The following is a 14192-nucleotide window of genomic DNA, read 5'->3' as shown; positions in this document are numbered from 1 at the left end:
ACTCAGCACAATTAACTTATAAAAAATGATTTCAGCATTACATTAAAAAAATGTAAATTCGCACACTATGAAAATACAAGACATTCAAGCGATACAATTATTACTCGCAACCCCAAAGAAAATTGCCATCATTCCTCATAGAGGACCTGACGGTGATGCTATGGGTTCAACCTTAGGGTTATACCATTTTTTATTAAAAAACAATCATCAGCCAACAGTAATTGCTCCTAATGATTTTCCTAATTTTTTAGCCTGGCTTCCAGGTTCTGAAACGGTTAAAATATTTGAAAAAGATACTGAAAACTGTACCAAAATATTAGAAGAAGCTGAGCTTATTTTTACACTGGATTTTAATGCTTTTCATCGTACAGGTGAGATGGAACATACTCTTGCGAAGCTAACCGCTCCGTTTATTATGATCGACCATCATCAGAAACCGGATGATTATGCGCTTTATACTTACTCTGACACTTCGTTTGGATCTACCTGTGAAATGGTCTATAATTTTATTTCTTTCTTAGGCAAAAAAGAAGATTTAGACAAAACCATCGCCACTTGTATCTACACAGGAATATTAACGGATTCCGGCTCGTTCCGCTTTCCGGGAACAACAGGAAATACACACCGTATCATTGCTGAACTAATCGATTTAGGTGTCGAAAATACTCAAATACCCGTTTTGTTGTTCGACAACAGTTCTTACAGCCGTTTGCAATTGTTAGGACGTGCATTACAAAACATGAAAGTTCTGGAAGAACACAAAACCTCTTATACTTCGCTTACTCAGGACGAACTGGACGCATTCCAATATGTAAAAGGCGACACAGAAGGTATTGTTAATTACGGATTAAGTATAAAAGGTATTGTTTTTACTGCTATTTTTATCGAAAATAAAGACGAGAAAATCATTAAAATCTCTTTCCGTTCACAAGGAGGTTTTGACGTAAACCAGTTTGCCAGAGATCATTTTAATGGTGGCGGACACAGTAATGCAGCGGGAGGAAAATCAGAGACTTCAATGGAAGAAACTTTGAAAAAATTTGAAGATTTAGTAAACAAATTAGAAATATAACCCAAATATGAACTACTTAAAACGAAGCAGTTGCGCCCTACTTTTTGCTGTTTTATTGGTTAGCTGTAAACAACATGAAGATGCCAGAAGACCTATTTCTCAGGCCTCCGGCACTTTTATGAAAAAATCAGCCGATCGAAATAAAAAATTAGTAGCCAATGAAGAGGATGTTATTAAAAAAATAATCAAAAGCAATCCGAAAACAAAATACTACGCCACCCGAAAAGGATACTGGCTGTATTATGATGAACGAAATGAAACTGATCTCCAGACTCCTAAAAAAGGAGATATCGCTTATTTTAACCTGGAAGTAAAAGATATCAATGGCAAAATAATCTATTCTGAAGCCGATCTTGGTCCGCAGACCTATTATGTAGACAAACAAGACATCATGATGGGATTACGCGACGGTATAAAAATGATGCATAAAAACGAAACCGTGACTTTCTTATTCCCTTCGCATATCGCCTACGGATATCACGGAGACAATAAAAAAATAGGACCCAATCAATCCTTAATGTGCACTGTTACACTTCGCAACTTTGTACCGGATCCAGCTGCTAATCCAACAACTACAGCGGCACAAACCCCTAAAACAACAGCTCCTAAAACTGTAGCTCAAACTAAAAAAGATACCTTAAACCCATAAAAACAACCTTTTAAAAATGAAAAAAAGTATTCTACTAGTATTACTTGCCGTTAGTTCATTATTCTCTTGTAAAGACGAACACAGCAACCTGCCTGATGGTTTATATGCGGATATTGAAACCAATAAAGGACACATTATTGTTGAATTGGATTATAAAAAAGCACCTGTTACAGTAGCTAATTTTGTAACCTTAGCTGAAGGTAAAAGCGAGTTTGTTACTAAAGATTACCTAAAAGGAAAACCTTTTTACGACGGATTGAAATTTCACAGAGTAATTGAAAATTTTATGATTCAGACCGGAGATCCTGAAGGAACTGGTTCAGGTGATGCAGGATACCGATTTAAAGATGAGATCACCGATTTAAAATTTGACAAAGCCGGTGTTTTAGCAATGGCAAACAATGGTCCGGCTACAAACAGCAGTCAGTTCTTCATCACACATGTTGAGACTCCATGGTTAGACGGAAAACACACTATTTTTGGTCATGTGGTTGAAAAAGGACAGGAAGTTGTTAATCAGATCAAACAAGACGATAAAATTGTTTCGGTTAAAATTATCAGAAACGGTGAAGCTGCCAAAAAATTTGACGCTATAAAAGTATTTCACGATTATTTCTCTGAAATTGCTAAAGAAAAAGGGAAATATGCAGGCGTACAAAAAGAAAAAGTAGCGTATTTAGCCTCTATCAAACCTAAAGCGACCAAAACCAATTCAGGGTTAGAATTTGTAATCACTGAAAAAGGAACAGGTAAAAAACCGGCTACAGGAGCTCAATTGTATATCAATTACTCCGGTTTCTTAGAAGATGGTACTTTATTTGATTCAAGCGTAGAAGAAGTTAATAAAGCTTTCGGAAAATTTGATGCTGCAAGAGCCGAAGCACACGGATACCAGCCAATTCCTTTCCAGGCAGGTCGTAAAGACGGAATGATTCCTGGTTTTATTGAAGGAATTGAACAACTTTCATTTGGAGACAAAGCAGTACTTTTTATTCCTGCACATTTAGCTTACGGAGCAACAGGTGCTGGCGGAGTAATTCCACCAAATGCTAATATTATTTTCGAAATTCAATTATTAGAAAAACCACAATAATTTTTTTTAAAGAAAAACCATCATAGACTTAAATTCGGAACAACATGAAGTTTAAATTTCTATTTTTATTTTGCCTGGCAGTTGTAAATATTCAGGCTCAGGCTACCAAAAAACCAGTTGCTAAAGCAAAGCCAAAAACGGCAGCGACAGCAGCAAAAATAGCCCCTAAAGCCAATCCTGGCGAAGGTATTTTTGCTACAATAGCCACCACAAAAGGAGATATTGTGGTTTCTTTAGAATATGTAAAAACACCAGTAACTGTGGCTAACTTTATCTCGTTGGCAGAAGGAACGAACCCAAACGTTAAAGTGGAAAAACTTAAAGGTAAACCTTTTTACGACGGATTGAAATTTCACCGAGTAATCAATGATTTCATGATTCAGGGTGGAGATCCTGACGGAAATGGTTCAGGAGGTCCGGGATATGCATTTAAAGATGAATTTGTAGAAGATTTAAAATTTGAAAAAGGCGGAGTTCTGGCAATGGCCAATTCTGGTCCGGCTACAAACGGAAGTCAGTTTTTTATCACACACAAAGATACACCATGGTTAAATGGTAAACATACTATTTTTGGTCATGTGGTTTCAGGAATGGACAATGTAAATAAAATTGTTCAGGACGATATCATGACAAAAATTACCATTACACGCAAAGGTGCTGCAGCCAAAAAATTTGATCCTGTAAAAGTAATTGCTGAAGATGCTAAAGCTCAGGAGGCAAAAAAAGCAGAATCTCAAAAAGTAATCACTCAAAAAGCAGCTTATTTTGCCGCTACAAAAGCGAAAGCTACTACAACAGCTTCCGGTTTAAAATATGTTGTTACACAAAAAGGAACAGGCGTTAAAGGAGCTGAAGGATCTAACATTTACTTTCACTATGCAGGATATTTTGAAGATGGAAATCTTTTTGACAGCAGTATCTCTACCGTAGCAAAGGCTTACGGTAAATACGATGCCAACCGCGATGCCCAAAAAGGATACAAAGCGTTCCCTTTTGTTGTAGGTAAAAAAGACGGAATGATTCCTGGCTTTATTGAAGCTTTAGACATGATGACAGATGGAGAAAAAGCTATATTCTTCCTTCCTTCTAATCTGGCTTACGGAGAAAAAGGTGCGGGAGGTGTAATTCCGCCAAACGCCACTTTAATCTTTGAAATCGAAACTTATAAAGAACAGCCAGTAAAGTAATTCAAAGTACCTTACCGGACTTAAAAGCAACCACCACGATGTATTTCATGGTGGTTTTTTATTTTATACCATCCTGTCAAATCTTCAATTTTAAACCTCACAAAAAGAACGAAATAAACGCAATCACAACGTTTCTCAATATTTTCTATTAAATCCTAAACAAAATAGCTTACCTTTGCCGGCTTAAATTTTTTAAAATAAACAGATTAAGATGTCACAAAACAATGTATTAAAAGGAGTATTTTTAGTAGCCTTAGGAGCTACAACTTATGGAATGTTAGCCACTTTCGTAAAAATGGCCTACACAGAAGGATATACTACTGCCGAAGTAACTACCTCTCAATTTGTATTAGGAATCATTGGTATTTTACTAATCAATACATTCCAAAAACTAAAACATAAAGACAATGTTGTGAAAGCAACTCCAAAAAACATATTCAGCTTAATGCTTGCCGGTACTTCATTAGGAATGACGAGTTTGTTTTATTATTTGGCAGTAAAATACATCCCTGTTTCAATTGGTATCGTTTTACTAATGCAAACAGTCTGGATAGGAGTTTTACTTGAAATGATCTTAGAAAAGAAATTACCTTCCAAACAAAAAGTTTTTTCAGTATTTATCGTTCTTATTGGTACTGTTTTAGCCACTAATATTCTACACAACGAAATCGAACTGGACTGGAGAGGACTTGTGTGGGGAATGTTAGCCGCTGCTTCTTTCACCACTACTATGTTTACAGCCAATCGTGTCGCAACCGAAATATCGTCGGCACAACGTAGTTTGTACATGCTGTTTGGAGGTGCCATTATCGTATTTTCATTTGCCTTGGTAACACAGGTTACTCCTTTTAACCTTGCTATTTTTGCAAAATGGGGAATCATATTGGCTTTATTTGGAACTATCATTCCTCCAATGTTAATGAATCTTGGATTTCCATTAACTGGAATTGGTCTTGGAAGTATCGTTTCTGCCCTTGAGTTGCCAGTTTCAGTAACTATGGCCTACGTTTTATTAAATGAAGAAGTAATTCTTTCACAATGGATTGGAATTATTCTGATCATTTTAGCCATTGTTATTATGAATGTAAATTTCAAACGCAAGAACAGCTAATTTAGAAACACTCTAAAAAAAAGCCTCTTGTAGTGCAATAATTGTTAATTTTTTTATAAATTCGTGATAAACAATCCTATTTATCATGAATTTACCCTGGCATTTATATTTAATGGCTTCGCTTTATATTATTGCCGGATTAAATCATTTCAGAAAACCGGGAATGTACCTTAAGATCATTCCCTCGTTTTTTTCAAATCCTAAATTAATAAATATTTTAAGTGGTGGTGCCGAGGTCATCTTCGGCATACTCCTCCTGATTCCTGTTACCTCTCATTTTGGTGCATGGGGAATTATAGCTACTTTAATTGCTGTATTCCCTTCCAATCTCTATATGTATCAGAATAAAAAAGCAAGTTTTGGTTTACCCAAGTGGATTTTGTTTATACGCTTGCCCATTCAGATTGTTTTGATTTTGTGGGCATACCAATATACTTTTTAACAATCAACTATTAATTAAAACTATTTATTATGAAAAAATTATTTGCAGAGTTTTTTGGAACTTTTTGGCTGGTTTTTGGAGGTTGTGGAAGCGCAATTTTTGCAGCCGGAATTCCCGACTTAGGAATCGGATTTGCAGGTGTTGCACTGGCTTTCGGTTTAACAGTACTTACAATGGCTTATGCCGTAGGACATATTTCAGGAGGCCACTTTAATCCGGCTGTTTCTTTTGGTCTATGGGCAGGCGGCAGATTTCCTGCAAAAGACTTAATTCCTTACATAATTGCACAATGCGTTGGTGCTCTTGCGGCCGCAGGAACTTTATTCACCATTGCATCAGGAAAAGCCGGTTTTGCCATTGATAATACCAAAGCAGGAGCTTTTGCCTCTAATGGTTTTGGAGCCTTCTCCCCTGACGGATATTCCCTGCAATCTGCTTTTATCGCTGAGTTTGTACTAACATTGTTTTTCTTATTAGTAATTTTAGGAGCTACAGATAAATTTGCCAACGGAAGATTTGCCGGTATTGCAATTGGTTTTGCTCTAACCTTAATACACCTAATCAGTATTCCAATTACCAATACTTCGGTAAATCCAGCAAGATCATTATCTCAGGCCATTTTTGTTGGTGGAGAGCCGCTTTCTCAAGTCTGGCTGTTTTGGGCTGCTCCAATTCTGGGTGCTATTGTAGCAGGTTTCATTTATAAAACCGTACTGCAAAATCACGCCGAAGCTTAATCAACTCCTCTTTAACCTCAAAAAATTATCATATGGAATTTTTATATTTTTTACTTATTGGTGCAATATCAGGATGGCTAGCAGGTCAGATCTGGAAAGGTGCAGGTTTTGGATTATTAGGTAATATCGTCGTAGGAATTGTTGGCGGTATTATTGGAGGCTGGATTGCCGGTAAATTAGGTATCGGTGGTGGCGGACTTCTTTGGCAAATTATAATTGCTGTTGGAGGAGCCTGGGTCTTACTGTTCATAATCAGCTTAATCAAAAAAGCATAAATCTTTGCTTATAACTATCACAAAAGAGAAAATCAAATATACTTCTATTCGGTTTTCTCTTTTCTTTTTTTCGGAAGAACTTACCTGTATTTGTTTTTCTTCAACAATCTGAATCACCCTTATTTTGTATCACTCCAATATAACCTTATGAATGATATTATTGCCTATTTCAGTACAATTCCGTCTTCGCACAGAAGCTTAATTCTGGTTGGCGGAATTACCTTTTTTTGGATGATTGAAAATACCTTTCCCCTGTTCCGGATGCACTATCGAAAATGGCAGCATGCAGGAATCAATTTATTCCTGACTTTCACTACCATAATTGTCAATTTTGTTTTAGCTTTTATTTTAATTAAAACAGCAAACTGGACGACTGAAAACCACTTTGGACTATTACAATGGTTACCCGCTTTACCTCTTTGGCTTTACACCATCATTGGTTTACTATTGCTGGATTTAATTGGTGCCTATACTCCTCATTATGTACAGCACAGGTTCAAAATTTTATGGCGTTTTCATCTTGTTCATCACACCGATACCTGGATTGACACTACATCCGCAAATCGGCATCACCCCGGAGAAAGCATTATCCGATTTATCTTTACAACTCTTGGGGTTTTGATCATCGGAAGTCCAATGTGGATGGTTTTTCTATACCAAACCTTGTCTGTTATTTCTACACAGTTTACGCATGCCAATATAGCATTGCCTCAAAAACTAGACACTTTACTAAGTTATTTTATGGTTTCTCCCAATATGCACAAAGTACACCATCATTACGTTCTGCCGTATACAGACAGTAATTATGGCAACATTTTTTCGGTTTGGGACCGTCTGTTTGGTACTTTCACCACTTTACCCAAAGACAAAATAATTTATGGCGTAGATACCCACATGGCCGTTGAAGAAAACAACAATTTGAAAAATCTATTAAAAATACCGTTTCAAAAATCGAGATCCGCAAAAAACAGTTAAAATCATTAAAAAAAACAGCATTCATCGAACCAACTAATTATTTTTTTTATTAATATTGATACTTAAATTGAAAATCAATCTATTAATCATTAACCTCTATTTTGAATTAATTTTCACGTGATGAAAAAGAGTAACCGCAAAGAATTGAATTGGGAACAAACTGAAAAAATTGTTTCGTTAGCCTTAGAAGAAAAAAATCCATTTGAAATCATAAAAAAGGAATTTGGATTGGCAGAAAAAGAAATTCTGGAAATCATGAAAAAGAAAATGCCCCTTGAGAAATTTGAGATGTGGAAAAAAAAGGCAATTGCAAATAAACCAAAACCAAAACCAGTTAAAATAGACGATTTTGACGAAGATTTGGATGGCAAATATTATATAAAAAACAAACTAGATTAAGATATAACTCCTGAAATCCAGGAGTTTTTTTTTATTTTTAATCGAAATGTAACTTTTTTACCTTTTGTGTGTCAAATAGCGATAACCAAATATGAAGAAATGAAGAAAATAATTTACACCTTAGCGCTTGCAGTCACACTTTGGAGCTGTAAAACAGGGAGTTCCTCCAGTACAGCAAAAAACAATGTTGTAGACGTAAACATTAATCTTGTTGATGTAAAAGACGACAAAGTTCTGGTAACGGTAAACCCTCCACAAATAAAAACTGACGAAGTAATTTACAGTATCCCAAAAACGGTTCCGGGAACTTATTCTACGGATAATTACGGTAAATTTTCAGGCGATTTTAAAGCCTTTGATGCCAAAGGAAATGAATTAACTGTAAAAAGGATTGATGACAACTCCTGGTCTATTTCAGATGCAAAAAAATTAAAAAAAGTTACCTATTGGGTAGGAGATACTTTTGATACTGAAAAAGGAACGGGATTTGGAAATGATGACGTATTTTCTCCTGCCGGAACAAATATCAATGCGGGCGTTAATTTCTTAGTTAACACACACGGTTTCGTAGGTTACTTTCAGGATAAATTAGAAATTCCTTATAAAGTTACAGTAACACATCCTGAAACACTTTGGGGAGCCACTTCAATGACAGATGAAGACGCCAGCAAAACAAGTGACGTTTTTACCACTTCCCGCTATGCTGTTTTAGTCGAAAATCCGATCATGTACTCTAAACCTGATTATACGACTTTCAACGTAAATGGAATGGATATTTTAATCGCCGTTTATTCTCCAACCGGAAAATTTACAGCCGAAAGCATTACTCCAGAAATGAAAACGATGATGACGGCACAAAAGAACTTTTTAGGCAAAGTAAATGCTAACAAAAAGTATACTGTTCTTTTGTATCTGTCAAGTATGGCTAAGGATGATGCTCACGGTTTTGGAGCATTGGAACACCCAACGGCTACAACAGTTGTTTTACCGGAATCTATGCCTAAAGAAAAGCTGGTAGAATCAATGAAAGATGTAGTTTCGCATGAATTTTTTCACATCGTAACTCCGTTAACCATTCACTCTAAAGAAATTCAGTTTTTTGATTACAATGCCCCAAAAATGTCGGAGCATTTATGGATGTACGAAGGAGTAACAGAATATTTTGCCAACCTGTTTCAAATCAATCAGGGGTTGATTAACGAAGCTGAATTTTACACCCGTATTGCCGATAAAATTGAGCAGTCTAAACGTTTAAACGATACCATGTCGTTTACCGTAATGAGTAAAAATGTACTGGATCAGCCTTATAAAGATCAATACTTAAATGTATATCAAAAAGGAGCTTTGATTGGAATGTGTATTGACATCATCATTAGAGAAAAAAGCAATGGAGAAAGAGGAATCCTGGATCTAATGCACAAATTATCGAATGAATATGGTATTGAAAAACCATTTAATGATAATGAACTTTTTGCCAAAGTAACTGAACTGACTTATCCTGAGGTTGGTGAATTCTTAAACAAATATGTGGCAGGAACCACTCCTATTCCATATGACTTTTATTTAGCAAAAGTTGGTGTGGCCAAAGCTTCAGAAAAAGCTCCGGCGCCAGTTTTCATTAAAGGTCAGGCGCCTTATATTGGAGTTGACAAAGCTACCAAAGCTATAAATGTTCGTTCTAATATCGATTTGAATGTATTTTTTACTAATTTAAATCTTAAAGGAGGCGATATCATTCTTGCTGTAAACGATAAAGCGTACAATTTCGACAACATTTATGATTTGATTGGCGAAAGTGATAACTGGAAGGAAAATGATCCAATTACGATTAAAATAAAACGTGCCGGTGTTGAACAAACTATCAAAGGAACTGTAAAAGTTCCGTTTGAAGAAAAAGAGACTTTTAAAGCAACAGACGCTTCGAAAGAAAAACTAAAAAATGCATGGTTGAAAGGATAGTTCTTTTCAACTCAAACACAAAAAAACCGACAAGAGATTGTCGGTTTTTTTTATAATTATTATTGTGAGCTATCAGAATAAAACGGTAACATCGTACGTCAGACTGAGCGAAGTCGAAGTCTTCAACAGTACGGATTTAGCGTGTGGGACTTCGACTTCGCTCAGTCTGACATTATGTGCCAATATACTTCGCTCAGTCTGACATTATCTGCCTATATACTTTGCTCAGTCTGACATTATGTGCCTATATACTTTGCTCAGTCTGACCTTACGTGCCTATATACCTCGCTCAGTCTAACCTTACATGTCTATATAGTTCGCTCAGTTGATATTACATACCTATATAGTTCACTTAGTCTGACACCTGTTTGTTCTTTACGCTACAAATCTTTTTAATTACTTCTTCTTTACTGGAAATTTCCAATCAAATTCGTCTTTATCGTTTATGATTGCACCGATTTCAAACTTCACCACTTCGTCAAATTCTGTTTGAAGGATGAACCAGTTGTCTTCATTAAAGTAATTCTCGAAGGTATCAAAAGTTTCCTGATTGTATTTTGTAATTCCTTTTGTTGCTAAATCTTTCTTTACATCAGCAATTTTTCTTCCGATTAATTTGAATCCAAAAACTTCTAAATCGCTGCTTGAAGCTACTAAATAACCTAATTTCAGGTCTTCTTCCTGATAAAACGTCAATCTGATCTTTTGTGCATTGTATACAAAAATCACATTATCATCTTCATCTTTATAATTTTTATCAGGCTTTCCTAAAGCAGCTGTAACATCGTTCTGCTTCATTCCGAAAAGCAATTTATCAATTCCTGATTTTAGATTTATTTTCATGTTTACTTTTATTTAAAGTGCAAATTTCGGGAAGTTTTTTGTTGTTTCGCCATTAATTGTAAAATTTTCTCGAATTTAAACCTTGCCCTTTTTTAAGTTACTTTTTTGAGTGTCAGGCTGAGCGAAGTCGAAGCCATTTTACGTCGTGAGAACCCTTCGATTCCGCTCAGCGAAACGGTGTTGGCTTCGACTTCGCTCAGCCTGACAATGTTAATCAATACAACTCATAACACAAAACTAATAACTCTTATTAGGTTTAGCGCTCATATAAAATGTGATCTTTCCTCCATTTATTATATCAGCATGTTTCAGAAAAGGCTTATCTAATTGTTTTCCATTCAAAATCACCTTGCTCACAAACACATTTTTATCGGATTGATTGATGGTTTCGACTTCGAATTTCTTTCCGTTTTCCAGATTAAAAGTCGCCTTTTTTACTAACGGGCTTCCTAATGCATATTCATCAGAACCCGGTGCTACAGGGTAAAAACCTAAACTGCTAAAAATATACCAGGCACTCATTTGTCCAAAATCATCGTTTCCTCCTAAACCGTCAGCTCCGTTTCGGTACATTTTTTTCAGGATCATCCTGATTTTGTCCTGAGCTTTCCATGGTGAATTCGTCCAATTGTATAAATAAACGACATGGTGTGAAGGTTCGTTTCCATGAACATAATTCCCAATGATTCCGTCTCTGGTGATATCTTCCGTGTTTTCAAAATATTTATCGGGTAAATGCATGTTAAACAAAGAGTCCAGACGAACTTTAAATTTCTCATTTCCTCCCATCATTTGGATCATATCAGCAGGATCCTGCGGAACATACAAACTGTAATTCCATGAATTTCCTTCAATAAACCCCTGGCCATGTGTATCCAAAGGATCAAATTCCTTTTTAAAAGTTCCGTCGTTTAACTTCGGACGCATGAACCCCGTTTGCGCATCGTAAACGTTTTTGTAATTTTTAGATCTTGTGATAAATTCATTATAGATTTCGGTTTTACCTAATTTCTTTGCAGCCTGTGCAATCGCCCAGTCATCATAAGCATATTCGAGTGTTTTTGAAACCGAAGCACCATTTTTATCTTCTGGAACATAACCTTTTGTCATATAATATTCCAATCCGTCATAATAAGGCACTTTTGCTGTTTTCACACAAGCTTCAAGTGCTTTTTCAGGATCGAAATTGATATTGCCTTTTACAATGGCATCGGCAATTACAGAAACGGAATGATACCCGATCATGCACCAGTTTTCATTGGCATAATGCGACCAAATTGGCAGCATCTTGTGTACACTCTGATCGGAGTGAGCCAACATGGAACTGATCATATCTGAATTTCGGGAAGGCTGTACTATATTGAATAATGGATGCAAGGCGCGATAAGTATCCCATAAGGAGTAACTGGTATAATTTTTAAAGTTTTCGGCTTTATGTACGTTCATATCCAAACCTTTGTAATTCCCGTCTAAATCTATGTATTCTGTAGGTCCTAAAAAGGCATGGTACATTGCGGTATAAAAATTCACTAAATCTTCTTTCTGAAGGGTTTCCACCTGAATTTTGTTCAACTCGTTATTCCAGACTTCCTGGCTTTGCTTTTTTACTTTTTCAAAATCCCAACCCGGAACTTCTTTTTTCATGTTTTCAACTGCACCGGCAGAACTTACAGGAGACAGAGCCATTTTGATTTTTATTTTTTCTCCTTCTTCCGTGTCAAAATCAAAGAACAATTTTAAGTTCTGACCCGCCATTTCGGGAAAGTTTTTGGTTTGATCAAATCTTCCCCAAAAACCTCTGTACACACTTTTCTCCAATGGAGCCTGTCCATAATTTTTAATGGGCTTGCTAAAACTCATCGCAAAATATACGGTTCTGGTTCTCGCCCAGCCATTGGTCTGACGATATCCGGTAATCAAAGTATCGTTCTCTACTCTAATAAATGTCCATACATTCTTTTTATCGTAATTGTAAATTCCCGAAGTCAAATCTAAAATGATATGTGCATCATCTGATTTTGGAAAGGTGTATTGATGCATTCCTACGCGGGTTGTCGCCGTAAGTTCGGCTTTGATTTTATGATCTTCCAAAAGTACACTGTAGTACGCAGGCTCTGCTTTTTCGGTAGTATGAGAAAATGCCGATCGGTAACCGGACAATGGTTTTGAAGCAACACCGGGATTTAGCTGCAGCTTTCCGGTTGTGGGCATAATTAAAAAATCGCCCAAATCAGAATGTCCAGTTCCGCTAAAATGCGTATGACTAAAACCTACAATCGTTTTATCTTCGTATTGATATCCGGCACAATACTTATAGACATCTCCGTTATATTTTCCATTTGTACTGTAGGCAATTGTATCGGTTTCAGGACTTAACTGTACACTTCCAAACGGAACTGTTGCTCCCGGATAGGTATGCCCCATTTTGGCGGTACCAATCATAGGATCAACATACTGAATCAGATCTCGTTTTTCAATTGTTTTTTTCTGAGCATTAGCGGTATAACCGAATATTAAAAAGGATAATCCAAAAACAAAATTTTTACAATTTATTCTATTCATTAGTTTTCTTTTAATCATTACTTTTTACTTAAAAACAGCAATTGGCATTTTACTAAATCGATTTACCAATACTTTCAGATTCGAAAAATACAACAAAATATGCTTTTTAAAAAATATAAAATGATCTGATCTCAAAAGCTTTTAAATATCTTTGGTACTGTAAAATGCATACTATTCATGAAAAACGCTATTTTATTCTGTATCCTTTTTTATACCATTTTCGGTTTTGCACAAAAAACAGAAAGTCATAAACTAACCCAAAAAGAAATCGCTCAAAGGGAACTTGACGGTGTTTCGGAATTTCCAATTTACAGAGCACTCGAATGCTCTGATAAAAGCGGTGTGTATGAATTACTCCTCTGCGAAAATCAAAAAAACATTTCAAAAAAAGATACCTTAAACACGAAGATTCAGGCCATTTATACACTGAATGATCATGGCGGTTTTCTTGAAAAATGGAGAATTAATGATTTACTGGAAGACAGTGATCCTAAAGAAACTACGATCTATTTTTGGACAAAATACTGCAGTACAACAGATCTGGACGGTGATGGGCTTATCGATCCGGTGATTGTTTACGGTACGAGAACAGAATACAATGAGATAAGGCGCGTTAAAATTATTACGATCTATCAAAACAAAAAATATGCAATTCGTGCCGTAGAATGCGATCTTGATTATTGCAGAAGTTTTAAAAAGGACTCAACCTGGAATTTACTTCCTCTAAAAACAAAAACCTACCTTAATTCATTAGTTGAAAGGTTAAGAAAGGAGCAAAATTTACTTTTGAAAGACGGGTAAGTAGATCGTTATGAGTTATGAGTTGCGAGTTGTGTTTAAGAGTTCCGTAGGAACGCCATATTTATAGCAACGGATTTCAAGCCGTTG

General features: G+C 35.9%; 14 protein-coding genes. 12 read left to right on the top strand and 2 right to left on the bottom strand.

The genetic code is table 11. From position 1 onward, the window contains the following. Positions 1 to 67: 67 nt before the first annotated feature. From M4I44_RS12020 to M4I44_RS11970, 11 genes are all read left to right on the top strand, one after another. Positions 68 to 1072: a bifunctional oligoribonuclease/PAP phosphatase NrnA gene (locus M4I44_RS12020; protein ID WP_249964840.1), complete on the top strand. Its 1005-nt coding sequence runs from the start codon at positions 68 to 70 to the stop codon at positions 1070 to 1072. A 7-nt stretch (positions 1073 to 1079) separates the two neighbouring features. Then, on the top strand, positions 1080 to 1721 hold the full coding sequence (gene gldI, locus M4I44_RS12015; RefSeq protein WP_017497309.1) for a gliding motility-associated peptidyl-prolyl isomerase GldI: 642 nt from the start codon (positions 1080 to 1082) through the stop codon (positions 1719 to 1721). 16 nt (positions 1722 to 1737) lie between these two features. Further along, positions 1738 to 2814: a peptidylprolyl isomerase gene (locus M4I44_RS12010; RefSeq protein WP_017497308.1), complete on the top strand. Its 1077-nt coding sequence runs from the start codon at positions 1738 to 1740 to the stop codon at positions 2812 to 2814. A 44-nt stretch (positions 2815 to 2858) separates the two neighbouring features. Further along, positions 2859 to 4001, top strand: coding sequence for a peptidylprolyl isomerase (locus M4I44_RS12005; protein ID WP_249964839.1), 1143 nt, complete (start codon positions 2859 to 2861; stop codon positions 3999 to 4001). Positions 4002 to 4212: 211 nt separating this feature from the next. Beyond that, on the top strand, positions 4213 to 5112 hold the full coding sequence (locus tag M4I44_RS12000; RefSeq protein ID WP_070906878.1) for an EamA family transporter: 900 nt from the start codon (positions 4213 to 4215) through the stop codon (positions 5110 to 5112). Between the two features lie 85 nt (positions 5113 to 5197). Beyond that, positions 5198 to 5554 carry a hypothetical protein gene (locus M4I44_RS11995; RefSeq protein WP_017497305.1) on the top strand — a complete coding sequence of 119 codons (357 nt, stop codon included), beginning with the start codon at positions 5198 to 5200 and terminating at the stop codon, positions 5552 to 5554. A 29-nt stretch (positions 5555 to 5583) separates the two neighbouring features. Beyond that, a complete protein-coding gene (gene aqpZ / locus M4I44_RS11990; RefSeq protein WP_249964838.1) occupies positions 5584 to 6291 on the top strand; it encodes an aquaporin Z in 708 nt (235 codons plus the stop codon). Between the two features lie 32 nt (positions 6292 to 6323). Continuing rightward, positions 6324 to 6566: a GlsB/YeaQ/YmgE family stress response membrane protein gene (locus M4I44_RS11985; RefSeq protein WP_017497303.1), complete on the top strand. Its 243-nt coding sequence runs from the start codon at positions 6324 to 6326 to the stop codon at positions 6564 to 6566. Between the two features lie 147 nt (positions 6567 to 6713). After that, the gene (locus tag M4I44_RS11980; protein ID WP_249964837.1) at positions 6714 to 7541 is read left to right on the top strand and encodes a sterol desaturase family protein; all 828 of its coding nucleotides are present in this window, start codon (positions 6714 to 6716) and stop codon (positions 7539 to 7541) included. A gap of 120 nt (positions 7542 to 7661) precedes the next feature. Beyond that, positions 7662 to 7940, top strand: coding sequence for a DUF2805 domain-containing protein (locus M4I44_RS11975; protein ID WP_017497301.1), 279 nt, complete (start codon positions 7662 to 7664; stop codon positions 7938 to 7940). 99 nt (positions 7941 to 8039) lie between these two features. Further along, entirely contained in the window at positions 8040 to 9899 is a 1860-nt protein-coding gene (locus tag M4I44_RS11970) for a peptidase M61 (protein ID WP_017497300.1), read from the top strand. Positions 9900 to 10295: 396 nt separating this feature from the next. On the opposite strand, the gene M4I44_RS11965 is transcribed toward M4I44_RS11970, so the two are convergent. Next, the gene (locus M4I44_RS11965) at positions 10296 to 10742 is read right to left on the bottom strand and encodes a hypothetical protein (RefSeq protein ID WP_017498720.1); all 447 of its coding nucleotides are present in this window, start codon (positions 10740 to 10742) and stop codon (positions 10296 to 10298) included. 237 nt (positions 10743 to 10979) lie between these two features. Continuing rightward, positions 10980 to 13304: a GH92 family glycosyl hydrolase gene (locus M4I44_RS11960; protein WP_249964836.1), complete on the bottom strand. Its 2325-nt coding sequence runs from the start codon at positions 13302 to 13304 to the stop codon at positions 10980 to 10982. A 177-nt stretch (positions 13305 to 13481) separates the two neighbouring features. Between M4I44_RS11960 and M4I44_RS11955 the strand changes: the two genes are divergently transcribed. Beyond that, positions 13482 to 14105, top strand: a complete 624-nt coding sequence (locus M4I44_RS11955) for a M949_RS01915 family surface polysaccharide biosynthesis protein (RefSeq protein WP_017498722.1) — start codon at positions 13482 to 13484, stop codon at positions 14103 to 14105. The last annotated feature ends 87 nt before the right edge of the window (positions 14106 to 14192 follow it).

It is taken from the genome of Flavobacterium sp. B183 (genome assembly GCF_023539155.1).
In the GTDB taxonomy this organism is placed as follows: Bacteria; Bacteroidota; Bacteroidia; order Flavobacteriales; family Flavobacteriaceae; genus Flavobacterium; species Flavobacterium tructae.
This window is presented reverse-complemented; position numbering and strand designations above follow the sequence as displayed.